This is a genomic window from Agrobacterium sp. a22-2 (assembly GCF_012276985.1).
Lineage (GTDB): Bacteria > Pseudomonadota > Alphaproteobacteria > Rhizobiales > Rhizobiaceae > Allorhizobium.
The window spans coordinates 1-23,574 of record NZ_JAAXMM010000011.1 but is presented as its reverse complement, the minus strand read 5'-3'; the positions used below and the strand labels follow the sequence as shown (position 1 = coordinate 23,574).

23 protein-coding genes, 1 tRNA gene and 1 pseudogene are annotated in these 23,574 nt (G+C 61.1%); 21 read left to right on the top strand and 4 right to left on the bottom strand.

What is annotated here, in order from left to right; translation table 11 throughout:
• Positions 1-3: 3 nt before the first annotated feature.
• From HFC70_RS17535 to HFC70_RS17520, 4 genes are read left to right on the top strand one after another with little or no spacing between them, the layout of a single operon-like run.
• Positions 4-534: a cupin domain-containing protein gene (locus HFC70_RS17535; protein WP_168474576.1), complete on the top strand. Its 531-nt coding sequence runs from the start codon at positions 4-6 to the stop codon at positions 532-534.
• Positions 535-539: 5 nt separating this feature from the next.
• Entirely contained in the window at positions 540-1,331 is a 792-nt protein-coding gene (locus tag HFC70_RS17530; RefSeq protein ID WP_256368929.1) for an aspartate dehydrogenase domain-containing protein, read from the top strand.
• Positions 1,331-2,128: an alpha/beta fold hydrolase gene (locus HFC70_RS17525; RefSeq protein ID WP_168474574.1), complete on the top strand. Its 798-nt coding sequence runs from the start codon at positions 1,331-1,333 to the stop codon at positions 2,126-2,128. Before HFC70_RS17530 ends, HFC70_RS17525 begins: the two co-directional genes overlap by 1 nt.
• Complete coding sequence (locus HFC70_RS17520) at positions 2,125-3,861, top strand: cobalamin-dependent protein (protein WP_168474573.1); 1,737 nt, start codon at positions 2,125-2,127, stop codon at positions 3,859-3,861. Before HFC70_RS17525 ends, HFC70_RS17520 begins: the two co-directional genes overlap by 4 nt.
• A gap of 4 nt (positions 3,862-3,865) precedes the next feature.
• On the opposite strand, the gene HFC70_RS17515 is transcribed toward HFC70_RS17520, so the two are convergent.
• Positions 3,866-4,606 (bottom strand): SDR family oxidoreductase, encoded by a 741-nt coding sequence (locus HFC70_RS17515; protein WP_168474572.1) that lies wholly within the window; start codon positions 4,604-4,606, stop codon positions 3,866-3,868.
• 104 nt (positions 4,607-4,710) lie between these two features.
• Between HFC70_RS17515 and HFC70_RS17510 the strand changes: the two genes are divergently transcribed.
• From HFC70_RS17510 to HFC70_RS17480, 7 genes are read left to right on the top strand one after another with little or no spacing between them, the layout of a single operon-like run.
• Positions 4,711-5,682 (top strand): thiamine pyrophosphate-dependent dehydrogenase E1 component subunit alpha, encoded by a 972-nt coding sequence (locus HFC70_RS17510; RefSeq protein WP_168474571.1) that lies wholly within the window; start codon positions 4,711-4,713, stop codon positions 5,680-5,682.
• 1 nt (position 5,683) lies between these two features.
• Positions 5,684-6,658, top strand: coding sequence for an alpha-ketoacid dehydrogenase subunit beta (locus tag HFC70_RS17505; RefSeq protein ID WP_168474570.1), 975 nt, complete (start codon positions 5,684-5,686; stop codon positions 6,656-6,658).
• Positions 6,659-6,668: 10 nt separating this feature from the next.
• Positions 6,669-7,970: an alpha/beta fold hydrolase gene (locus HFC70_RS17500; protein ID WP_168474569.1), complete on the top strand. Its 1,302-nt coding sequence runs from the start codon at positions 6,669-6,671 to the stop codon at positions 7,968-7,970.
• Positions 7,971-8,030: 60 nt separating this feature from the next.
• Positions 8,031-8,354 carry an NIPSNAP family protein gene (locus HFC70_RS17495; RefSeq protein WP_168474568.1) on the top strand — a complete coding sequence of 108 codons (324 nt, stop codon included), beginning with the start codon at positions 8,031-8,033 and terminating at the stop codon, positions 8,352-8,354.
• A 1-nt stretch (position 8,355) separates the two neighbouring features.
• The gene (locus tag HFC70_RS17490) at positions 8,356-9,225 is read left to right on the top strand and encodes a hypothetical protein (RefSeq protein ID WP_168474567.1); all 870 of its coding nucleotides are present in this window, start codon (positions 8,356-8,358) and stop codon (positions 9,223-9,225) included.
• Positions 9,147-10,148 (top strand): 3-hydroxyacyl-CoA dehydrogenase NAD-binding domain-containing protein, encoded by a 1,002-nt coding sequence (locus HFC70_RS17485; protein WP_246735837.1) that lies wholly within the window; start codon positions 9,147-9,149, stop codon positions 10,146-10,148. Before HFC70_RS17490 ends, HFC70_RS17485 begins: the two co-directional genes overlap by 79 nt.
• Before the next feature lie 23 nt (positions 10,149-10,171).
• Positions 10,172-10,927 carry an SDR family oxidoreductase gene (locus HFC70_RS17480; protein WP_168474565.1) on the top strand — a complete coding sequence of 252 codons (756 nt, stop codon included), beginning with the start codon at positions 10,172-10,174 and terminating at the stop codon, positions 10,925-10,927.
• 4 nt (positions 10,928-10,931) lie between these two features.
• Here HFC70_RS17480 and HFC70_RS17475 read toward each other — a convergent pair whose 3' ends face one another.
• Positions 10,932-11,687 (bottom strand): pyrroline-5-carboxylate reductase, encoded by a 756-nt coding sequence (locus tag HFC70_RS17475; protein ID WP_168474564.1) that lies wholly within the window; start codon positions 11,685-11,687, stop codon positions 10,932-10,934.
• Between the two features lie 109 nt (positions 11,688-11,796).
• Here HFC70_RS17475 and HFC70_RS17470 point away from each other — a divergent pair, with 109 nt between their 5' ends.
• The 10 genes from HFC70_RS17470 (at position 11,797) to HFC70_RS17430 (ending at position 21,824) form a co-directional block, all read left to right on the top strand.
• Positions 11,797-12,573, top strand: a complete 777-nt coding sequence (locus HFC70_RS17470) for a GntR family transcriptional regulator (RefSeq protein WP_168474563.1) — start codon at positions 11,797-11,799, stop codon at positions 12,571-12,573.
• Positions 12,574-12,712: 139 nt separating this feature from the next.
• Entirely contained in the window at positions 12,713-13,822 is a 1,110-nt protein-coding gene (locus HFC70_RS17465) for a branched-chain amino acid ABC transporter substrate-binding protein (protein WP_168474562.1), read from the top strand.
• A gap of 121 nt (positions 13,823-13,943) precedes the next feature.
• Positions 13,944-14,894 (top strand): branched-chain amino acid ABC transporter permease, encoded by a 951-nt coding sequence (locus HFC70_RS17460; protein WP_168474561.1) that lies wholly within the window; start codon positions 13,944-13,946, stop codon positions 14,892-14,894.
• Positions 14,894-15,889: a branched-chain amino acid ABC transporter permease gene (locus tag HFC70_RS17455; RefSeq protein WP_168474560.1), complete on the top strand. Its 996-nt coding sequence runs from the start codon at positions 14,894-14,896 to the stop codon at positions 15,887-15,889. The genes HFC70_RS17460 and HFC70_RS17455 overlap by 1 nt, the downstream gene beginning before the upstream one ends.
• Positions 15,886-16,716: an ABC transporter ATP-binding protein gene (locus tag HFC70_RS17450; RefSeq protein ID WP_168474559.1), complete on the top strand. Its 831-nt coding sequence runs from the start codon at positions 15,886-15,888 to the stop codon at positions 16,714-16,716. The genes HFC70_RS17455 and HFC70_RS17450 overlap by 4 nt, the downstream gene beginning before the upstream one ends.
• Positions 16,640-17,389 (top strand): ABC transporter ATP-binding protein, encoded by a 750-nt coding sequence (locus HFC70_RS17445; protein ID WP_246735836.1) that lies wholly within the window; start codon positions 16,640-16,642, stop codon positions 17,387-17,389. Before HFC70_RS17450 ends, HFC70_RS17445 begins: the two co-directional genes overlap by 77 nt.
• A complete protein-coding gene (locus HFC70_RS17440; RefSeq protein WP_168474558.1) occupies positions 17,382-18,686 on the top strand; it encodes an FAD-binding oxidoreductase in 1,305 nt (434 codons plus the stop codon). Before HFC70_RS17445 ends, HFC70_RS17440 begins: the two co-directional genes overlap by 8 nt.
• Positions 18,687-19,500: 814 nt before the next feature.
• Entirely contained in the window at positions 19,501-20,289 is a 789-nt protein-coding gene (locus HFC70_RS17435) for an FIST N-terminal domain-containing protein (protein ID WP_210259318.1), read from the top strand.
• Between the two features lie 21 nt (positions 20,290-20,310).
• Entirely contained in the window at positions 20,311-20,679 is a 369-nt protein-coding gene (locus HFC70_RS26800) for an FIST C-terminal domain-containing protein (RefSeq protein WP_368669704.1), read from the top strand.
• Complete coding sequence (locus tag HFC70_RS17430; protein ID WP_168474557.1) at positions 20,676-21,824, top strand: sensor domain-containing diguanylate cyclase; 1,149 nt, start codon at positions 20,676-20,678, stop codon at positions 21,822-21,824. Before HFC70_RS26800 ends, HFC70_RS17430 begins: the two co-directional genes overlap by 4 nt.
• A 200-nt stretch (positions 21,825-22,024) precedes the next feature.
• Here the strand turns inward: HFC70_RS17430 and HFC70_RS17425 are convergent.
• A pseudogene (locus tag HFC70_RS17425) lies at positions 22,025-23,290 on the bottom strand (IS3 family transposase).
• A 157-nt stretch (positions 23,291-23,447) separates the two neighbouring features.
• Positions 23,448-23,524 (bottom strand) — tRNA-Met (locus HFC70_RS17420).
• Positions 23,525-23,574 lie beyond the last annotated feature (50 nt).

The following is a 23,574-nucleotide window of genomic DNA, read 5'->3' as shown; positions in this document are numbered from 1 at the left end:
ACAATGGAAGACGCCATCAAATCCGCAATCCCCGCCGGCGTTCACGTCTCCGGTCCGGACGAGCGGGAGAGTTACTGGCAGCCGGTACCCGCCAACGGCCACGTGGATGTGGCGCTGGCGCCGCACATCGTGCCCATGGAATCCCCATTCGGCATGGGAACCCAGTCCGTGGCGCCCGGCGGTTACGTGCGCGAACACACCCATGACCGCAACGAAGAGGCCGTCTACATTATCGAGGGTCATGGCCGGGCGGTGATCGACGGCAAGGAATTTCCGCTCGTGCCGGATACGGCGATCTTCCTCCCCAAGAATGTCCGCCACATGTTCATCAATGACGGCGACACCCGGTTGCGCTGGGTCTGGCTGATCGTGCCGAATGGCCTTGAGGACTTCTTCCGTCAGATCGGCAAGCCGCGCAAGCCGGGCGATCGCGTTCCGTCCAATTTCCCTCGTCCGGAAAACGTGCTTGAAATCGAGCGTCAGACGGTTTTCGGCGCGGACCTGAAAGACAAGTTCGATCCCCTGAAGAACTGACCGCCATGGCGTCCGAAGAACCTGTAACCGTAGGAATAATCGGCTTCGGAGCCCTGGCCAGTCAGGTCATGACAGCACTCGATACGCCGGCGATCCGGTGGGTCGTTCTGCTTCGCGAAGGGTCTTGCGCAACGCCGCCGGCCCCAGCAAAGATCGTGACTGCCGTCGACCGTCTGATCGCCGAGCGCCCGCAACTCGTCATCGAGGCGGCCGGTCAGGCGAGCGTCGGCGCCTTCGTGCCGACCATCTTGCGTGCCGGTATCCCCGTCGTCGTCGCATCCGTCGGGGCGCTGGCCGCCGAGGAGACGGCGCGTGCCATTCACGATGCGCGAAAGCTGTCCGGAGCACGGCTTGTCATCCCCTCCGGCGCGATCGGCGGCCTCGATTATCTCGCGGCAGTGTCAGCTCTTCCCGACGCGAAGATCAGCTACAGACTGCGAAAACCGTTGGCCGCCTGGCGGGATGAACTGGCAGCGCTCGGCTTGTCCGATACGGCAGAGCCGGTCGTCCTGTTCGAGGGCAGCCCGGCGGAAGCGGCGAAGCTCTACCCCAAGAACACGAATGCCGCCTTTACCGCGGGGATCGTCGCTTATCCGGCGGAGGTTTCGGTGGCGGTCATTGCCGATCCCGGCCTTGCGTCCAACGTCCATGAGATCGAGGTCAGCAGCGCTGCCGGGCAGGCCCTGTTCCGGTTCGCCAATGCGCCCTCGCCGGGTAACCCCAAGACATCCGCCGTCACCGCCCTCAGTCTGGCCGCAGTTGCACGGGACCTTTTAGAGAAGGGACGGAAGCCCTAGTGCCCTATTTCGTCGCTCCGGATGGCTGCCGCATCTATTCCGAGACGTTCGGGGACCGCGGTCCGCGACTGTTGCTCATTCCCGGCCTGGGTGGCGATGGCCGCTTCTGGAACGGGGTGGTCGACGAACTTCGAGGCGCTTTCCGGCTGACCGTCGTCGATCACCGGGGTGCCGGCCGCAGCGACCGACCGGACGGACCCTATTCCATCGGCCGGATTTCGGCAGATTGCGCCGCGATCGCGGCGCTGCACGGCGAACCCCTTCACGTCGTCGGGCATTCGACCGGCGGCACGATCGCGCAGACCCTTGCGCTCGACTATCCGGATATCGGCCTGAGTTACACGATCAGCAGTTCATGGGCGCGCGCCGACGCGCGCTTCCACACACTGTTTCGCGCCCGAGCGGACCTTCTGGAGGCAGGCCTTGCTGAGGCCTACCAGCGTCTGACCGATGTCTTCGGTCACGAAGCCGCCTTTCTGGATGAGCATGCGGAACGCCTCGAGGCTGCCGCGAAGGCAGCGCGTGCCGCCTTGGCCCCCCTCGCCGTCACGGCGGCACGCGTGCGCATGCTGCTGGACCACGACCGGCTGGATGACCTTGGACGGATAGAGCGTCCCGTTCACGTCATTGCGGGTGACGCCGACATATTGACCCCACTCTACCTGTCTCAGGCCATCGCGGCGGTCGTGCCCGGCTCTGTCATGACCCTGCTTGCCGGTGCGCACTTCCATCCGAAAGACCGGCCCCGGCAATTTGCCACATCCATCCGCCATTTCATCGAAGAAGTCTCGATATGACAGCATCCGCCCGCGCATTGACCGATCCACGGCTCACAGCCGGTCGCGACCTGTTACAGGCCGGCCGCGACATGGCGCGCCTCTGGCGCCTCGGGTCATGCCTGTTTCTGTCCGAGAAGGGCGTCGGTTCGGAAGCGGCGTGGAAGACACGCTGCGCTGCCGAAGGGCGGGTGATGCAGCACGCCCATATCGGCTTTCGCGACGTCAACCGGACGATCGATGCCATCCGGTCCGTCCATGCGGCCTGCGCGAAGTCCGGCTTTGCCGTCGATCGCTTCGGCATCACGCTGGACTGGTCGATGGGGTATCCGGAAGCCATGCGGGCAAAGGCTTCGCGCGGAACGGGGATCGTGCTGAGCGGCCCGGAGGATTTCGCCCGCATCACCAATGCCGCGCCGGCCGCCGCGCATTTTGGCGATTTCATGCTCGGCCTTCCCGGAGCGGTCGAGAACACACGCGCGGCGATTGCCGCAGGCGCGACGGCGATCGGCAATCTTGGTCAATATTTCACCTTCCGTCTGCCCTATTGGGATGACGACGTCGCGACCACGAAGGCGACCGTCACCGCGCTTGGCCTGATTGCGGCACAGGACGAGACGATCCTCGTGCATTCCAATCTCGACGACGGATTCGCCGGCCTGTTCATCGACATGGCCTGCGCGCTTGGCATGGTCGTCATCGAGAAATACATCGTCGAAGACCTGATCGGCGCCCGCGTCTCCCATTGTTATGGTCACCATTTCAGCGACCCGCTGTCACGCGCCGCCTTCCATGCGGGCCTCGTGCAGATCAATGACACGCCCGGCACGATGATTTTCGGCAATACCGTGGCCTACCAATCGACGCCGGCCGGAAATTATGCCAGCCTGTCGAGCTATCTGACGGCCGATATCCTGGCACTGGGGCGGTGGCCGTCGGGCCATGCCGTAAACCCCGTGCCAGTCACCGAAAACCAGCGCATCCCCGATGTCGACGAGATCATCGACGCGCAGACCTTCGCCCATCGCCTTGCCTACCATGCTCCCTTCTACGCGCTGATCATGGACTGGCCGAAGATCGAAGCGATGGCGGATACGCTCGTCGAAGGGGGCCGCCGCTTTGCGGCAGCGGTGCTGGCTGGGCTTTCGGATCGCGATGTCGACACGAAAGACCCGGCCGCGCTGCTGCTCGCCATCCGCCGAATGGGACCGAAACGCATGGAAACGCTGTTTGGGCCGGGCGCCGAAACGTCGCGGGGGCGTCAGCCGCTGATCCATGCCGAATGGGCACGCGAGCTCAACCACAAGGCTGCTGACTGGGTCGGACGCCAGCTCCCCCTGAATACACCCAGGAGGCCGCTGATTTGTATCGGCACGACAGATGTCCATGAGCATGGCAAATATCTGGTGGAACAGGCGCTGGAGGGACTGGGTGCCGCCATCATCGACGCCGGCGTCGCCGTCGATCCGGAAACGCTGGTGCAGCATGCGATGAAGGCCGGCGCGGACGTCATCGCCATCAGCACCTATAACGGCGTTGCGCTGTCCTATGCGAAGGCCATCAAGGCGGTCATGGCGTCTCACGGCTTTGAGCTACCAATCCTGGTGGGCGGCCGCCTGAACGAAATACCGACGGATTCCAATTCCGGTTTGCCGGTCGATGTAAGGTCCGATCTCGCCGCCGCCGGATGCTTTCCCTGTGCGGACCTGGACGAGATGCTGGCCGCCTTGCGGACCACTCTCCCGTCGGCCTGAAGACCTACCAGGCGGTCATTCCGCCATCCACGGTGAGAATGGAGCCCGTTGCGTAGGAGGATTCGTCGCTGGCCATCCACAGGATCGCCTGGGCGATCTCGCTGGGCTGCGCCACCCGGTTCATCGGCGCTCGTGCATTCAGGGCCGCAACGAAGCCCTCCGGATCGCTGTGGGTCTCCAGGATCTTGTCGAAATAGCTCGACCATGTGGTTCCGGGTGCGACGGCATTGACCCGAATGTTCTGGCCGGCGTGGTCAAGGGCCATCGCGCGCGTCAATGCGGCGACGGCACCCTTCGACGCGACATAGGCCGCCCTGTCGGCGAGCCCGACATTGGCGACATTGGAAGCCGTGTTGACGATCGCCCCGCCGCCTTCCATCAGCGGGATGACATGTTTCGAGCAAAGAAACACGCCTTTGACGTTGACGGCCATCAGGGCATCCCAATCCGCCGCCTGCGTTGTCAGCACGGAGCCACGGATGCCGTAACCGGCATTGTTGACGAGGATGTCGACGCGCCGGAACAGGCCGGCTGCACATTGCGCCATCAATCGCACCGCATCCTCGTCGGACACGTCGATCTCAATCGCCGTCCCGCCAATGGCCGCGGCCACCCGTTCGGCCGCAGCACCATCCCGATCGACGACAAGAACCCGGGCACCTTCGCGCCCGAACAGCTCCGCCGTCGCGGCTCCGATGCCGGCGCCTGCACCCGTCACGATGGCTGTCTTCCCCTGCAAACGCATTATCCACGCTCCTTTTCAGATTGTCCGGACTCTATTTTGCAGAAAGGCTTGCAAAGTGTCGACACTTTTGTATTAAATTTCTGAACGCATTTGGAGGCCACTCTGTGAAGAACACGCCCTCGACGGAAGACCATCTCGAAATCTATCGGAAGATGCTGCTGGTGCGGCATCTGGAAGAGGGCCTGGGTGCCCTTCACAAGGAAGGCCGAACCCGCGGCCCCATTCACCGCTGCGACGGCCAGGAGGCGGTCGGCGTTGCGGCGACCGCCATGCTGGAAACGGAAGACAAGGTTGCAACGACCCATCGCGGGCACGCCGTCTATATCGGCAAAGGCATGGCCATGCGGCCTGTTATCGCCGAGATCTTCGGGCGCCAGACCGGCGCCTGCGGCGGTCGGGCCGGTCACATGCTGATCGCCGATGCCAGCAAGGGCGTGGTCGGCGGCAATGCGATTGTCGGTGCCGGCATTCCGGCGGCGACCGGCATGGCGCTGTCTATGCAGATCATGGGTCGCAAGAATGTCGCCATGTGCATCTTCGGCGACGGGGCGGCCCAGACCGGCATCTGCCACGAAGCGATGAACATGGCCGCGCTGTGGAAGCTCCCCGTCGTTTTCGTGCTGGAACACAATCAGTTCGGTCTGACGGTGCACTCGGATGTCCAGTCCTCGGTCAAGGACATTTCGGTGCGTGCCGCCGGCTATGGCATGCCGTCCAAGATTGTCGACGGCAACGATGCGATTGCCGTTTATCGCGCCGTCTCCGGCATGGTCGATCGCGCCAGGCGTGGCGAAGGTCCGGGCATGATCGAGTGCAAGACCTATCGCCTGGAAGGGTTTTCCACCTCCGACATGGGCGGCTACCAGGCGCCCGAGGACATTGCGGCCTGGAAAGAACGCGACCCGCTGACGGTGTCGAGACAAGCGCTTCTTGCCCAAGTGGGCGAAGCGAAACTCGCCGAGACAGAGGCACAGGCGAAGGCCGAGGTCGATGCAGCTTTCGAAGCCGCGTTGTCGGATCCGATGCCGCAATTTGCAATCGACGAAGCATGCAACCCCTACAGCGAGGCATACTGATATGGCCCTCATGCGATATGGCGAAGCCCTGAATGCCGCACTGCGCGAGGAAATGGCCGCCGACCCCTCCGTCTTCCTGTTCGGCGAGGACATCGGCCGCTACGGTGGCGTCTTCAAGGTGACCAAGGGGCTGATGGAGGAATTCGGCGAGAGCCGGGTGCGCGACACGCCGATTTCCGAACAGGCGATGACGGCGATGGCCGTCACGGCCGCCATGACCGGCACGCGGCCGGTGCTGGAAATCATGTATGCCGACTTCATTCCGCTGACGCTCGATGCGCTGGTCAACCAGGCATCCATCTACAATTACATCTGGGATGGACAGGTCAAGATGCCCTTCGTCCTGAGAACCCAGGGCGGCGGCGGCGCGGGTGCCGGCGCCCAACATTCCAAGGCGCTCGATTCCATGCTGGCGCATATCCCCGGCATCAAGGTCGTCGCGCCCTCCACCCCCGCCGACGCCAAGGGCATGCTGAAGGCCGCGATCCGCGACGACCAGCCGGTCGTCTTCCTGGAGCACAAGCTGCTCTACAACATCCGCGGCGAGGTGCCGGATGGCGATTTCATCGTTCCGCTTGGCAAGGCGGCGACGATGCGGGAAGGATCGGACGTTTCCATCTTCGCCACATCGAAAATGGTGATCGAGGCCGTTAAGGCTGCGGACCTCCTGGCGGCAGACGGGATTTCGGCGGAGGTGATCGACCTGCGCTCTCTGCGCCCGCTCGACGTCAATGCCATTGTCCGCTCGATCGCCAAGACCCACCATGCCGTGGTGGTCAATGAGGGCTGGCGCTTCTGCGGCTATGCGGCAGAGCTTTCCGCCACGATCATGGATCACGCCTTCGATGAACTCGATGCTCCGGTCGCTCGGGTGACCCTGCCCGACATGCCGATCCCCTATTCAGAACCATTGGAGACGGCGATGCTGCCCAATGCCGACAAGATCCGCGCCGCTGCCCTTGCGACGCTGAAGTGAGGGATAGCCGATGACAACGCATCCCATCAGCATCGAAAGTGCCGGCGGCGAGTACATGGAATCCGTCCTGGTGATCGCCTGGTCGGCCAAGGTTGGAGACAAGGTCAAGGCTGGCGATCTGCTGGTCACCGTCGAAACGGCCAAGGCCGCCACGGAAATCGAAGCGGACAGGGACGGCTGGCTGGCAGACATCCACTACCCCGAGGGGCAAGAGGCGCCGATCGGCGCTGTGCTGGGAACGATTTCGGACACCGAGCCTCCGGCACATGTCGGAACGAGCAGCATGCCGACCGCGACAGGGCCGGTGCAGACGGTGTTGGCGGATGCTGAAAGCCCTGAGACAGACGCCCGAATCTCCCCGGCAAGCGGCATGCGGATTATCGCCAGCCCGCTGGCCCGGCGCCTGGCAAAGCAATCCGGGCTCGACCTCTCCTCCATAGCCGGGTCGGGACCTAACGGCCGGATCAAGCAGCGGGACATTGTAAACGCGATCAACCAAAGCAAGGTTGTGGCAACCGGGCCGGCCCTCGAGCGGGTTTCCGCGGCGGTACCGCTGGCAGCGCCGCCGGTCGTCGTCAGGCAGAGCCTGCCCATCGTGTTCCTGCACGGCTTCGGCGCCGACCGGTCTGCATGGCGGCAGGTCTTACCGCTACTCGGCACCGACATCCGCGCGGTTGCCATCGACCTGCCGGGCCATGGCTCGAATGCCGAGCAAGGCGCCGAAAGCGTCGAGGACCTGGCCACTTTCGTGTCCGACGCGCTAGAAGGCCAAGGCATAGAGCAGGCCCATGTCGTCGGCCATTCGCTGGGCGGGGCAACCGCACTCGGCCTGACCTCCGTCGGTCGGGTTGCCGTTCGATCGCTGACCCTGCTGGCGCCGGGCGGCCTTGGCCCCGAAATCGCCGGCGGCTTCATCGGCGGGCTCATCCAATCGACCACAGCCGCCGCCCTGGAGCGCTGGCTAACATTCATGCTGGCAGAAGCGGCGACGCTTCCATCAGGCTATGCCAATGCCGTTCTGCGGCAGATGGAGAAAATCGGCAACCGGGCGGCACTCGAAACGCTCGCCGGCCATCTGTTTTCGGGCGATACCCAGCTCTTCGACGGCTTGCCTGCACTCTCCCGGCTCGATGTGCCGACCCGGATCATCTGGGGCCGGTCCGACCGTGTCATTCCCTCAAGCCATGCCTTGCGGGCGCCGGGTTTTGCAGCGGTCCATCTTCTGCCGGGTGTCGGGCACGTGCCGCACCTGGAAGCGCCGGCTCTGACGGCTCGGCTGATCATGGAGACGATCAAAAGCGCGGACGCATAAATCCAGCCGACCGACCATACGCACGGCCGGCCATCGCGAGCAGACATCAAGGAGCACAAAATGATCTTCGACCATCGCACCTATACTGCCAAGCCCAACATGCTGCCGAGCTTCTTGAAGCTCTACGAGGATATGGGCCTGCCGATGCAGCGCCATTATCTCGGAGAACCCTTCGGTTTCTTCCAGACCCATATCGGCGACCTGTCGCGCACCGTGCATCTCTGGAAATACGACAGCCTTGCCGATCGCGAAGCCCGCCGTGACCAGATGGAAGCCGATCCCGAATGGCAGGCCTATCGCCGTAAAGTGATCGAGACCGACTACCTGGCCGATATGCGCAACCAGATTCTGAAGCCCGTATCCTTCTTCATTCCCGGAAAGTAATATGCACATTCATTTCTCGGCCGAAGGCCAGACCTGGCCGATCAAGCTGACGGGCAATGCCGAGAGGACGCGCAAGGCCATGTTGCGCGCCCTTCCGATGAACCTGCAACTGCATACGCCGAAGATCGCCGGCAGCCACATCTACTGGCATGCTCCCTTCGTCGAGGATGTCGAGGGTGCCACCCATGTCCTCGATGCGCCGGCCGGTGCCTTCCTCTACTGGCCGGTTCGCCAGTTCCTGGAAATCACCTTCGCACCGCTTCAGGCCGAAACGGCCCACGTGACCTTGCTTGGCGTTCTCGATGCGCCGATCGAGGGCATCACCGCGCTTGCCGCCACGGTCAAGCGTGATCAGGGGCGGCGCATCATTACGGGTAGGTTGACGGCCGGCGAAGGTGGAATGACGGCCTCGCCTTCCGCCTCTCCACTGCCTGCCGAAATGATCTCGGCGCGCCAGCGGCTCTGGGCGGACATGCCGGCCGACATTGCCCAGGTGACCAGGTCCCGCGCCATCATGCATCCGGCGGGCCCGGTTTTTGCCGCCGAAGGCGAAGCGCGTGTTTTGCACGAATTTCTGTGGTGGACGCGTGCCGAAATCGGCAAGCGGGATGAACCCGCCCTGCGCCAGGCGGCAGCACTTGCGCTGAACAAGACGGCGACGCGGCTACGCGACTTCTGTCACATGAACGAGACCCCGGCGCTTCTGTTTGCTCTCGAATCCATCATGGATGGCCCCTTGCCGTTCCGCGTGCTGATCGACGAAGCGATCATCGTGGCGGGACGCATCGGCGCATGGCTCGATCTCCTCATTCCGTGGAACGACATCAACACCGCTTTCAGAAACGCGCTCGATGGACGAGGAGACACATGATGAAGAAAACGATCGGAATCATCGGGTTCGGGGTCATTGGCCAGCGTTGGGCAGCAGCATTCCTGCATGCCGGTCATGATGTCCGCGCCTATGATCGCGGCTCGTGTCAGGAGGACGATTTCCGAAAGCTGCTGCCAAGCCTTCTGGCAGACCTTGATGCCGTCGGTGCCCACAAGACGACCGAGCCCGGCGAATTCCGGCTGTTCTCATCCATGGCCGACGCGATGGCCGGCGTCGATTTCGTCCAGGAAAGCGCCCCTGAAATCCTGGAGATCAAGCGCAAGCTTCTTCCGGAGATCGAAAGCTGCGTGGCGGACCATGTCGTCATAGCATCGTCGTCGTCTGCCCTGCTGGTCTCCGACATGCAGCGCGACTGCCGGCTTCCCGGACGGATCGTGCTTGGCCACCCGTTCAACCCGGCGCATCTCATGCCGCTGGTCGAGATTGTCGGTGGAGCCCTGACCGATCCGGCATCCGTGCAGGTGGCAAAGGCGATCTATGAAGACATCGGCAAAAAGCCCGTTGTCATGAACCGCGAGATTACCGGCCACCTGGCGCTCCGCCTCATGGGTGCCATGTGGCGCGAGGCGATTGCCCTGGTGCGCGACGGCGTGGCCTCGGTCGAAGATGTGGACCGCGCCTTCGTCTACGGCCCTGGCCCCAAATGGACCCTGCAGGGTTCGTTTATCTCCAACCAGCTCAATGCGGCGGGCATGGAGGATTTTCTGCGCAAATACGGGCCGACCTATCAGGCCATCTGGGACACACTGCTGGACGCCGAGCTCGACGAGGCAACCATCGCTGCCGTGACGAAGTCGACCGCTGCGGCCGTGGGCGGGCGAAGCCAGGAGCAGTTGAAGTCGGAACGGGAGGCCGGACTGGTTTCCATTTTAAAGGGCGTCGCCGAGCACGGCGCGCTGTAAGCTATCGGCCAAGGAGAACCGGCATGGACTATCGCTGCGCACTGGTGACGGGCGCCTCCAAGGGCATTGGGGCCGCCATTGCGTCGAGGCTCGTGGGCGAGGGCCTGACGGTCTACGCTCTCGGTCGCAGCGAAGCGTCGCTCACCGAACTCGCCTCCCAACTGGGCGATCGACTGCGGCCGCTGGTGGCCGATGTGCGCGACCACGCCGCCATCGCAGAGAGGCTTGCCGGCGTTGAGATCGACGTGCTGGTCAACAATGCCGGCGGCATTTCCACCGTCCGGCCGCTTCATGAGCAGACGGCCGAGGAGACGGAAGAGGTCATTGCCCTCAATCTCACCGCTCCCCTGCAGCTCATTCGCATGATGTTGCCGGGCATGATTGCCAGACAGCGCGGGCATATCTTCAACCTGACCAGCACGGCGGCCTCGGCTGCGTTTCCCGGAACGACAAGCTATGGCGCGGCAAAGGCCGGACTGTCGCAGGCCGGCCGGATCCTGCGCTATGATCTTGCCGGAACCGGCGTAAGGCTCACCGAGATCGCACCCGGCAGGGTGGAGACGCAGTTTTATCTTCAGGCCTTCGGTGGCGATGCAGCCACCCTGCAGGAGCGGATGTATACGCAGCAGCGCCCGCTCAGACCGGAGGATATCGCCGCAGTGCTTGTCTGCGCCCTGACCCTTCCGCCCCATGCCGATGTGGCGGAGTTGACGATTTCTCCGACCGACCAGGCAACCGGAGGTCACGTCTACCCCCTTGGTTCAAGCTCGTTGAGGTAATCCGTTAGCGTCTTTCCGCAGATGTTGTCAGACGTGCGAGAACGGCATCGCAAGCCGCCTGCCAGGCCGCCGGTTGGCCTTGCTGGTCGAGGACAGCAAGGCCGAGTTCGGTGATCCCTCCAGGGGTCACCAAATCCTTGAGCATCGCCTCCATGGGCTCGGCGGTCTCGGCAATCATGCGGCCGGCGGCCACGAAGGTTTGAGCCACGAGCTGGCGCATCATTTGACGATCGGCACCATGATCTCCGCCCCAGTGCACGCTCTGCCGGATCAGGTCCTGGGCCCAGCCGTAGATCGCTGCATTCACGGTTGCGATCTCGAACTCGTCCTCGCTTCGAAGCGCGATCGCCGGCCCGAGCCGTGCGAGCAATTGGCGTGCCTCGGCCACATCGGGATAAAAGACGGTCGGGCTGGCGTTGATTTCGGTCGCCGTCAGCGGCATGGCGCGCACGATCCGTGCGGGGATCGCCGGGAACTTTGAGAGTGCAACGCCGGCGCAAACGGACAGCACGACCTGATCCTCTCTCCACGGCAGCCCCTCCAAGGCCGCCGGCGCATCTGCCGGGCGAACCGCGAGAATGACGATGTCGGAACGCTCCACCAGCTCCCGGTTGTCTGCGCAGATGACCAACCCATATCTGGCGCCAAGCTCCTTCGATTTGCCGCGTGGCGAAAGCAATATAGTTTCCGGGCCACCCGATTTTATCAGGCCTGCAATCATCGCTGCCGCAAGATGGCCTACGCCAAGAACTCCGATCATCGTATTATCCCATCCGCTCGATCTTGAGGTTGCATCGATCACCCTCTAGAAAGATCCAACTGCATATATAACTGTCGACAAGAACATTCGACGATGGACCATTTTCAAGATGAAGACTCCCCTTGTAACGAACCCTACCGTTGCTCTTGTCGAGACAGCGGAGCCGGAAACCCGCAGATCTGCCGATAGCAGCGAGCGGGCCTACAATGCCATTCGAAAGCTCCTGGTCGAGTTTCACCTGAAGCCGGAGGAGCGGATCAATGAAATGCGGCTCGCCAAGAGCCTGTCCATTTCCCGCACACCCATCAGAGAGGCGCTGAACCGTCTGGCATCGGAAGGGTTCGTGTCTCTCACCCCCAATCGCGGCTTCTTCGTGCGAAGCCTCAGTACCGAGGGCCTGATCGACCTCTACGAACTGCGGTCGATCATCGAATGCGCAGCCTTTCGTCTGATGTGCGAACGGGCCTCCGACGATGACATTGGCAGGCTTCGCACCTACTGGGCCAATATTGTCGAAGGCTACCGCGATCAACCGCCGGACGACATTCTGGCGGAAGACGAAGGCTTTCATATTCTGATCGCCGAACTTTCCGGAAATCCGGAAATCGTCAATCAACTGCACGCGATCAATGCCCGCATCCGGTTCATCCGTCGCATCCAGATAGAGCATCGCAGCCACGACAACAATCTGGTCGCATCCCACTCGGCAATCGTCGACGCTGCCACCAAACGGGACGCGGAGGAAGGCACGGAATTGTTGCGCAAGCATATCGAACTCACGGTTTCTGCCACACAGGAAGCCCTCAAGGATGCCCTGCTCCGGGTATATTCGCGCGCTGATACGACCACCCGGCCACGCCGCAGCCGCGTCGGATCCGTCGCATGAATAAAACGGAATAAAATTGAACGCAATAGTGTCGACACTTTCTTGACGTACCCATAAATGTCTGCTTCCATAGCGTCCAACAGCAAGAAGACCGGAACTGGCCTGCTGACGCGATCGGACCGCAACAAGGGGAACAACAATGAAGTTAATTGCCGCTCTTTCTCTTTCGACTGCCATCTTCGCTACGCCCGTCCTCGCCGAGGAGGTGACGATTGGCCTGGCTGGCCCCACCACAGGCCCTCAGGCCTATTTCGGAACCACCTGGCATGACGGCTTCAAGCTCTATATCGACAAGCTCAATGCAGCTGGCGGCGTGAACGGCGTGACCGTGAAGATCGACCAGCAGGACGACCAGGCCGACCCGCGTCAAGGCACTCTGGTTGCGCAGAAATTCTGCGATGAGGAAGATGTCATCCTTGGACTGGTCAACTTCAACTCCGGCGTCGCACAGTCCACGTTGCCGATCTATGAAGATTGCTCGTTGCCGACGATGACCTTCGGCTCGAACCCTTCGTTGACCCAACAGGGCTACAAATTCATGGTCCGCCCCGTTGCCAACGACTTTGCCGGCGCGCTGCTTCCAGCGGAATATGCGCTTCAGAAGCTCGGCGCCAAAACCGCGCTGATCGTCAACGACAAGCAGGTCTTCGGACAGGGCATTTCCGAAATCTTCGGCACGAACTTCACCACCGGTGGCGGCAAGGTGCTCGACACGCTGTCAATCGCGCCGACGGACGTCGACTTCAGCGCCATTCTCGCGCAGATCAAGGCGAAAAATCCGGATGTCATCTATCTTGGCGCCGTCATGCCGCAGCTGGCGCTGTTTGCCAAGCAGATGCACGAGCAGGGTGTCACCGCGACACTCATGGTTCCTGATGGTGGCTACACGCCGGAATTCATCTCTCAGGCGGGTGAAGCCAACGTCCAAGGTGCCACGGTTGCCGTACAGGCTCCGCCGCTTGATGCAACGCCGGCGATCGCCGACTTCGCGGCGGAATATAAGGCAAAGTTTGGCCAGGATGCCGGCCCCTATTCGATCTACGGCTACGCACAGGGGCAGATCCTGGAAGCCGTTCTGAAGAGCACCAAGGGGCTGACCCGCGAGGACATGAACGAGGCCCTGCACAACGTGAAAGCCATGACGGCTATCGGCGAGCTTGAGTTTGACGAAAAAGGCGACCTAAAGGTCGCGCCGTCCTATCTCTACAAGGTCGAAGGTGACAAGTTCACCTTGGTCGGTACGAAATAACCGACCATATGATCGGGCCAGGTCTTTGGTCCGCGATTTTTCACCGCGACTGCCAACTCTTCAACCAGCTGGCAGTCGCGCCTCCTATCCCGCCTTCATGGCGTCAGCGGACAGGACACCCATGCTCGGAATCTTCATTCAACAAACATTCAACGCTCTGACGATCGGTGCGATCTACGCCCTTATCGCGCTCGGCTACACCATGGTCTACGGTGTCCTGCGCATGATCAATTTCGCTCACGGCGAGATGTTCATGCTGGGGGCCTATGCTGCATTTCTCGCTCTCGCCCTCTTCGTGGGCGACATAGGAGAAGTAGGCGCCCTCGCTCTCGCAGTGGTCTTTGCGGTAGCGGTGATTGGCGTCGGATTGGTGGGTGTCGGCATCGAACGGCTCGCCTACAAGCCGCTGCGAAACTCCAATCGCCTGGCACCGATGCTGTCTTCCCTCGGGGTGTCGTTGTCTCTGATAACCGGCGTGCAGATCATGGCCGGTCCGCAGCCGGTCGGTTTTCCGAGCTTCTTTCCAGGAACCCGCATTGAGGTTCTCGGCGGCACGGTAACCCTCGTGCAGATCGGCATTCTGATCGCCTCCTTCGTTTTGATGACGGCGCTCCACTTGCTGGTCAACCGAAGTCGGGCTGGTATCATCGTTCGCGCCGTATCCGAAAACCGTCCGACCGCGCAATTGCTCGGCATCAACGTCAACCTCGCCATCTCGCTGGTCTTCTTCGCCGGCCCGGTCCTGGGCGCGGCTGGTGGGATCCTTTATGCGAGCTACTACGGAATCATGTCTCCCACAATGGGCGCCGTCGTCGGATTGAAGGCCTTCACGGCAGCGATCCTCGGCGGGATAGGCTCCATCCCGGGCGCAATGCTCGGCGCATTTATCCTTGCCTTCGTCGAAGTGGCCGGCACCGCTCTCCTGCCAGTTCTCTCCGGTGGTTTGCTCGGGACAGAATATCGCGACGTGCTGGCATTCGTCATTCTCATTCTCGTCCTGCTGGTTCGGCCAGCGGGTATCCTCGGTGAGCCAGTCTCCGAGGAGAGCATGGTCTACAAGAGGGAGTTTTGATGTCCGCCGTCGATACATCCCGTCAACCGCAGACGAAAAGCGGCAGGTTTCTCCCTCTGCTCATTCTGCTGATCGCCGTGGCACTGATCGTCGTCACGCCGTTCCTGCCCAATTATTATGTGCGCGTCGCCAACGGCCTGTTGATCTACATTTTGCTCGGCATCGGCCTCAATATCGTGATTGGCTATGCGGGGCTGCTCGATCTCGGCTTTGTCGCCTTTTATGCCGTCGGGGCCTATACCTATGCTCTCTTGGCAAGCCCTCAGTTTGGCCTGCATCTGCCATTCCTCCTGATCCTGTTGATCGCAGCCAGCCTCGGGGCGATCTCCGGCATTCTTCTCGGCCTTCCGGTCCTGAAACTGAGAGGCGACTATCTGGCGATCGTGACCCTCGGCTTTGGGGAAATCATCCGCATCCTGATCAACAATCTGGATTGGCTGACAGGCGGTCCCAAAGGGATCGCGCGCCTCGACAAGGCGTCGATCGCGGGTATCGAGCTGGCGAAACCGACCGAAATCTACTGGCTGCTGATCGTTCTGGTGCTGGCTGTCGCGACATTCGTGTGGCGGATGGAGAAGTCCATCCTTGGAAAAGCCTGGGCGGCCATCCGCGAGGACCAGGATGCCGCGCGCGGCATCGGAATCAACACCACCAATGCCAAGCTTGCAGCCTTCGCAACATCCGCAACCATCGGCTCGATTGCCGGTGTGATCTTCGCAGCCTCGCAACGTTTCGTCAGCCCGGACAGCTTTGCACTGCAGGAATCGGTCCTGATCGTGCTGATGATCGTCATCGGCGGCATCGGCAACATTCTGGGCATCGTCATCGGTGCAGCCATCCTCATCCTGCTTCCAGAAGTCTTGCGCGAATTCGCCGAGTGGCGAATTCTGTTCCTCGGCCTGCTGATGATCATCCTCATCATCGTCCGGCCCGCCGGGATCGTGCCGCGCACATTCGGGCCGGAAAAACTCATTCGAGGGCTTTTCGGAAAATGACTCTCGTCTTTGAAAACCTGCGCAAGCAGTATGGCCACCACGTTGCGATCGAGGGTGTCTCGACGCAATTTCAGCCGGGACTGATCCATGGGATCATCGGCCCGAACGGTGCCGGCAAGTCGACCCTGATCAACATGACCGCCGGCTCCTATCTGGTCTCCGGCGGCAAGATCATCCTGGACGGGCGGACGCTGAGCGGCCTGAAAAAATACCAGATCGCCAATTCCGGCGTCGCGCGCACCTACCAGAATATCCGGCTCTTCGACCAGATGACGGTGCTCGAGAACCTGGAGGTTTGTTTCTACCCCACCCAGGTCGGACAGGTCTGGCGGGAAATTCTCTGGCCGCCCTTTGCCACGAAGCGGCGGCTGAAGCGGCGCGACGCATGCATGGAACTGCTCTCCTTTTTCAATCTGCAGCACCATGCCGATCACGAAGCCGGGAGCCTGCCTTATGGACGGCAGCGCATGCTGGAAATCGCCCGGGCGCTGGTGACCAATCCCCGCCTGCTGCTGCTCGATGAGCCCGCCGCCGGCCTCAATCATCACGAGACCGCCGAGTTGACGGCCAAGCTTGCGGAACTGAGATCGCCGGACCGCATCATGATCGTCGTCGAACACGACATGGATCTGGTGATGTCCGTCTGTGACCGCATCGTGGTGATGCATCACGGAAAACTGCTTTTTCAGGGGACACCTGAGGAAGTTCAGGAAAGCTCCGACGTACAACTCGCCTATCTGGGAACAGCCAATGACATCGACGACATCAAGGCCGCTGCTGAAGATCGCCGGATTAAGCTCGGGATACGGGCGCGTCGGCGTTCTTGACGCTATCGACCTGGAGGTAGACGAACGGGAAATCGTCGTGATCCTCGGACCGAACGGTGCCGGCAAGACGACGCTTTTGAACTCGATCTCCGGCGTCGCCCGCGCGACAGCGGGATCGGTCGAGTTCGACGGCAAGGATATTACCGGCGCAAGGCCGGAACAGGTAGTGCGCATGGGGCTGACCCATTGCCCGGAAGGCCGGCAGATATTCCAGCGCTTGACGATCGAGGAAAATCTCGTTGCGGCCCATATCGGCCGCGGCGGCAAGAGCTTCGAAGCCCTTCGAAATGATGTGTTCGAGCTTTTTCCGATTCTCAAGGAACGGCGCAACGGCATGGCAAGCAGAATGTCCGGCGGCCAGCAGCAAATGCTCGCCATCGGTCGGGCGCTGATGGCCGAACCCAAGCTGCTCATGCTGGACGAACCTTCGCTCGGCCTGGCGCCGAAAATCATACAGCAGATCTTTCACATCATTCTTGATCTGTCCAAATCCGGGATTTCAATCCTGCTCGTGGAGCAGAACGTGCAACTGGCGCTGCAATGCGGCGACTATGCCTATCTGCTGAACACCGGTCGGGTCCGTGTCCACGGCCCGGCGCAGGAACTCGCCGAACATTCCGCAATCAGCGAACATTATCTCGGCGGTGCGACCGAGGAGACGATCCATGTTTGATGTCGACTGGCAGACCCCGCATCTCTGGAGAAAGACGTCTCAGAACAGGACGACAGCGCCGAAATTGTCCGGCGACCACCAAACCGATCTTCTCGTGGTCGGCGGAGGGTTCACCGGCATGGCGGCCGCTCTCGGCGCCCGAGACAGCGGCATGAACGTCGTGCTGCTGGAGGGCAACGAGATCGGATCGGCGGCGTCGGGTCGCAATAACGGTCTCGTCATATCCCACCATTCCAAGGCGTCGCCTTCCGAGTTCGAGATGGTTTACGGCAAGCCGTTAGGCGAACGTTACAACCGGATGGTGGCAGATGCGGCAGGTGTCGCCTTTGGCCTGATGCAGCGCTTCAATATCGATGCCCATCAGGTCCAGGAGGGCTGGCTGCAGCCGGCCCATACGGAAAAGACGCTGGCGCGTGCCCGCCAGTTCCACGATGAATGGAAGGCGTTTGGCGCCAACGTCTCCTGGCTCGACCGTGGCGAGGTGTCTGCCTGTATCGGCAGCCCCTATCTCGGCGGTTGGATGGTGCACAATTCGGGCCATATCAACCCGTTCGCGATGACGCTCGGACTTGCGGCGGCCATCGAGCGCGAAGGCGTGACAATTTTCGAAAACTCACGCGCTACCCGTATCGAGCGCGTCGAAAAGGGTTGGCGGGTTTTCACCGCGTCGGGAAGCGTTACCGCGCCGGAGGTCATTCTTGCCACCAACGCATTGACGGGGGACATCTGGCCCGGCCTGAAGCGGACGCTTATCCCACTCAAGGTGTTCCAGGCGGCCACCCCGCCGCTGTCGGAAGAACTGCGGGGCCAAATCCTGGTTGGCAACCCGGCCGTTTCCGACATGCGCAACGATCTTCGCTACTTTCATTATGACCGCGACAATCGGCTTGTCAGCGGCGCCACACACACTTTCTGGTTCGACGAGGCAGAGCGCGGACGCACAAAAGTCTCCCAGATCCTTGGAAAGGCGTTCAAGGCCTTCGGTGGCCCTCCCAAGATTGATGAATATTGGCACGGTACGTTCGCGGTCGTTCCTGACCGGCAACCCCGGCTCTATCGGCTCGCTCCTGGCCTTGTTTTCGGCGGAGTCTATTCCGGACGAGGCGTTGCGCTCTCGATGGCCCTTGGACAGGAACTTGGCCGATGGGCGGCGGGCAGACGCTCGGACGAGCAGATGCCCCTTCCTGTCACATCCATGAAACCCATTCCCATGCATGCCATTGCGGTCCAGGCGGCAAACAGGATGCATCACTGGAACCGATTGCGGGACAAGGCCGACGAACGCTCGGAGCAATAGCCCGAGAAACCATGGTGGGTTCGACGGTGCGGAAAACCGTCGCCTCCGAACCGCGCCTCTCAGCGCTAAGCCTTTGTCGCAAGCAACCAGCCGCCAGCATGAACGGAGCGACTTCTCCTAACGAAATGTCGGTCTATGTGTGATGTGACAGGTCCACTGTGCTCGATGAGGGAACAAGAACGTGCAAGTCCACGCTCGGCTCCCTTCTGGGAGATCATTGAACAAGCGGCGCACCTGAGCATTCGAGCCCGGCGCGCCATATCGTTCCTTCAGCGCTGCTTGATTGCGAACTCATAGCCATTAACGTTTTCGCTCAATGAGCTCACACGCGGCCACGGGGCCTCTCGATGGAAATCGGTGGCCCGTATCGCCGCTGAAGCGAAACGATGTCGCCGCCACGCACTTTGCTCTCCATAGTGGTGGTGGCACGAATTGCGCCTTCGCATAATTTTTGGTTTGCTAATTAAGAGCTCCTAAATTTTCAAAGGGTATGCTCTCTCCGAAGGTTGGAGGATTCTGTGTCCGGTTTCAGGAAATTTGGCGGCTCGGCGGTCGCTGTGCAAGAGCCTGGCCTTGGTTTGCGGCAGCAATCGCAGCAGCCGGAAATCGGGCTAACCGGCACGAAATTCGATGCTCCATTCGGCGCAATGGAGTTCCTGCGAGCGGGTTCGCGGATACCGAACGTTTCCGATTCTGGAGCCGAAAGCGACACTCGGGCCACCGCTCTGGCGATGGTCTACATGTCTCCCGTGTCGATTTTACCGCCGGCCGCGACCGCACCCGGCGAGGTTGCGGTAACGTGCGGCTCTCAACCATGAAGATGGCCCAATTAGACGCACAGGAAGCATCGCCTCGAACCGGGGCTGTTCTCAATGGCCACTCATTGGCTTCGGATCCAACAACGGCGATCACCGAGCTCGGCGATGCGCTGCAGCGGGAAGACACCGCCCTCGTTCTAATCTTCTGTTCGCCAGGCTATGACCGCGCTGCGCTTGAACAGGCAATTGCGGCACGTTTCGCCGGCATTCCGGTAGTCGGCTGCACAACGGCCGGAGAGATCGGCAGCCAGGGTTGCTCCGACGGAAGCATGGTCGGCCTCAGTTTTTCAAGGCACGATTTCGACATAACCATCGGCTTTCTTGACAGTCTGTCCGAGTTCAAGATGGCGCGCGGCCAAGAACTTGGCAAAGCACTCCAGTCCGAACTGCTCGCTCAGGCTCCTGGCGCGAACCGCCACAATTCCTTCGGTCTGCTGTTTATTGACGGTTTGTCGATCCGCGAGGAGCAGGTAACGCGGGCGCTACAAACGGGTCTTGGCGAAATTCCGCTGATCGGCGGTTCGGCTGGCGACGACCTTGCTCTGGAGCAAACCTTCGTTTTCCATGATGGAATTTTCCATACTGACAGCGCCGTGTGCGTGGTGATGCACACGGCGCTACCTTTCCGCATCTTCAAGACACAGCATTTCATGGCGATGGACGAGCGGCTCGTCGTCACCGAAGCAGACAGCGGCCATCGCGTGGTCAAGGAAATCAACGGGCGACCCGCCGCCCAGGAATATGCTCGCATCCTCAACACCGGCGGCTTTGAACTAGACCCGTAACATTTTGCCGCCTCTCCTGTCGTGGTCATGCTGGACGGAACCAACTATGTGCGCTCGATCCAGCGCGCCAATCCGGACGGCAGCCTGACTTTCTACTGCGCGATTGAGGAGGGATTGGTCTTCCGCGTCGCCAAAGGCGTCGACCTGATGGCAAACCTGGTTCATGCGTTGGAGGCCATCACCTCGGCGATCGGCCCGCCACAGGCCATGCTGGTTTTCGATTGCATACTGCGCAAACTGGAGATCTCCCAATTGAAACTGCGCTCCGACGTCGGCGCGCTCCTGCGTGGGCACGGCGCTGTCGGCTTCAATACCTATGGCGAACAGTATCAGGGCGTCCACGTCAACCAGACCCTCGTCGGTATCGCCTTCGGGAAGGCCGCTGCATGACCAGCCAAGCGATTGCCGCTGAACCCCACGGCCCGGAGCAAAATGATTTCGACCACCTGCAAGACGAAATCATTAGGCTGAACAAGATCGTCAAGGTCTTGATGGATCGCGCCGAACGGAGCGCAACGATGCAGGGCTCCGATTTCAGCATCTTCCAGACAACCGTACTGCTGGAGGAACAGGTAAGACAACGCACGGCAGCGCTTGAAGAGGCGTTGCGCGAGAATGAAACGATAACGCGGGCATTGAGTGAATCCGAGCTCCGTTTTCGCGGCTTGGTAAGCCAGTCGCTGGTCGGGATCACGATTGTCGAAGACGATAGCGTAACCTATGCCAACGAGACTTTTGCCATGATGTTCGGCTGCGCGGCCGAGGAGGTGGTCGGCAGCGATCCGATGGCTTATTTTCATCCAGAGGACCGGCATATCGTTGAGGAGAGCATTCGCCGCCGGTTGTCGGGCCAAGCGAAAAGCATTCGCCATACGGTGCGCGGCATGCGCAAGGACGGGAATATCATCGACGTCGAAATCCATGGCAATGTGATGGAAGTTGGCGACAAGAAAGCTCTGATCAGTCTTTTGATGGATGTGACCGATCGCGTTCGCGCCGAGCGGGAAGTCGAGGCCCTGCAGCAAAAGCTTCTTGACCAGTCGATCCGCGACCCGCTGACCGGCCTCTACAACCGTCGCCATTTTGACCAAGTGGTGATTTGCGAACTGGCGCGCGCCGCAAGGTCCGGCAAGCCACTCACCCTATTGATGGCCGACATCGACCACTTCAAGGCAATCAACGACACTTATGGTCACCAGGCAGGCGATGTCGTCCTACAAAACTTTGCCACGAGCTTGCGCGATGCGGTTCGCCTCAGCGACGTTGTCTGCCGTTACGGCGGCGAGGAGTTTGTTGTTCTGATGCCGGAGGTCGACCTCGATACGGCGCGTGCTAACGCCGAGCGGATCCGCACCACACTGCGTAACGCGATGCCTAAGGGTTCTGGCTTACCATCCGCGGTAACCGCATCCTTCGGTATTTCGACCTACCCGGCCCACGGACAAGACCGCGACACTCTGCTACGCCAAGCTGACAACGCACTCTATCTGGCCAAAGCCTCAGGCAGAGACCGGGTCGAATGCGCAACTGTCTGAACTGAGCAGCCAGACTTCGGCGACGGCCGTCCGGCTGCACTCAAGTCACGGATACAGCGAAAAGCCGGCACCCTGCTCGGCCTGCTCAATGACCGCTTCGTCATCATCTCCAACGACTCGGAATACACGCCTCGGCAACTGGAGCGGAAGTTTCGGCAATGGAACCGAAACTCCACGCAAATTGACCTTGCCCCCAAGTTTTATCCAGTTTTGAGTTCGCTCCAGCGGTTTTGGGTTGCTGTATTTGGGGCGGTAGCGGCGGGTTGCGGTGCGGAGCCATTCCGGTTGCGCAGCACCGCATCGCGTCGCGGGTTGATGGTCTGAGCGAACTCGGCCGGCGTCAGCCAGCCGAGACCGGAATGTGGTCGGTGATCATTGTAGTCACTACGCCAGCTTGAAAGTGCTGACCGGGCATGGGTCAGTGATGAGAAGAGCGTTTCATTCAAGAGCTCATCCCGCAGCCGCCCGTTGAAGCTTTCGATGAAGGCGTTTTGGATCGGTTTACCCGGCGCAATATAGTGCCAATCCACCTTGGCGCGGTCCGTCCATTGCAGGATCGCATTGCTGGTGAACTCGCTGCCGTTGTCGCTGACGATCATTCTTGGCTTGCCACGCTTCTCGATGACCTGATCCAACTCAAGGGCAACCCGCAGGCCGGAGAGCGACGTATCGGCGACGAGGCCCAGGCATTCTCTGGTGCAATCATCGACGATCGTGAGGACACGGAACCTGCGGCCATCGGTGAGTTGATCCGACACGAAGTCCAGCGACCAGCGATCATTGGCCGCCATCGGGACCAGCATCGGCGCTCGCGTGCCAATCGCTCGCTTGCGGCCGCCGCGCTTGCGCACGGTCAGCTTCTCCTCCCGATAGAGCCGGAAGAGCTTCTTGTGGTTCACACGGTGCCCTTCGCGTTTGAGCAGCACGTGGATGCGTCGCCTGACGGTGATTGCGTGGCAATCACCTGACGGCCAAGGGATAACCGAAGCGACGGCGTTCATGCGCCAATGCTTTCATCCGCTCGCGAAGACGATCATCGTCGCTGCGTCTGGTTTCGTAACGGATCGTCATTCGGCAAAAGCCGCTGGCTTTACACGCCCGCCCCTCTCAGCGGTGTAAACACCGCCTGCCGGGCAGTGGTTCACTCATCTGGTGGTGATCCATCAGATGAGTGACAGCGTTCCGCCTTGCTGCGGGCGTCACCACTTCTTTCCCAAGAGGTCTTTCAAAGCAGCATTGTCGAGCATCGCATCCGCCAGAAGCCGCTTCAGCTTCGCGTTCTCGTCCTCAAGAGTCTTCAGCCGCTTGGCTTCGGATACGTCCATACCGCCCAATTTGGCCTTCCATTTGTAGATGCTCGCATCGCTGACGCCGTGCTTGCGGCAAAGCTCCGAGACCGGCGTGCCTGCCTCGTGCTCCTTCAGTATGCCGATAATCTGTTCGTCCGTGAAACGGCTGCGCTTCATTCCCTGGTCCTCTCGTTGGGCCAGAGCTTACTTCAAAATGGATTATCTCAACGGGGCAAGGTCAGGCTGGACCGAATGCTTCCAGAATGTCAGGTCCCCCGGCCCCAGAAACGCAAAAAGCCCCATGATGGGGCTTTGTCGTTATCGCAGGAATGGTTGGTTGCGGGGGCAGGATTTGAACCTGCGGCCTTCAGGTTATGAGCCTGACGAGCTACCGGGCTGCTCCACCCCGCGTTAACTGTTATGGGCTTCGTTGTTTTAGCAACGCAAAAGGACCGCTTTAG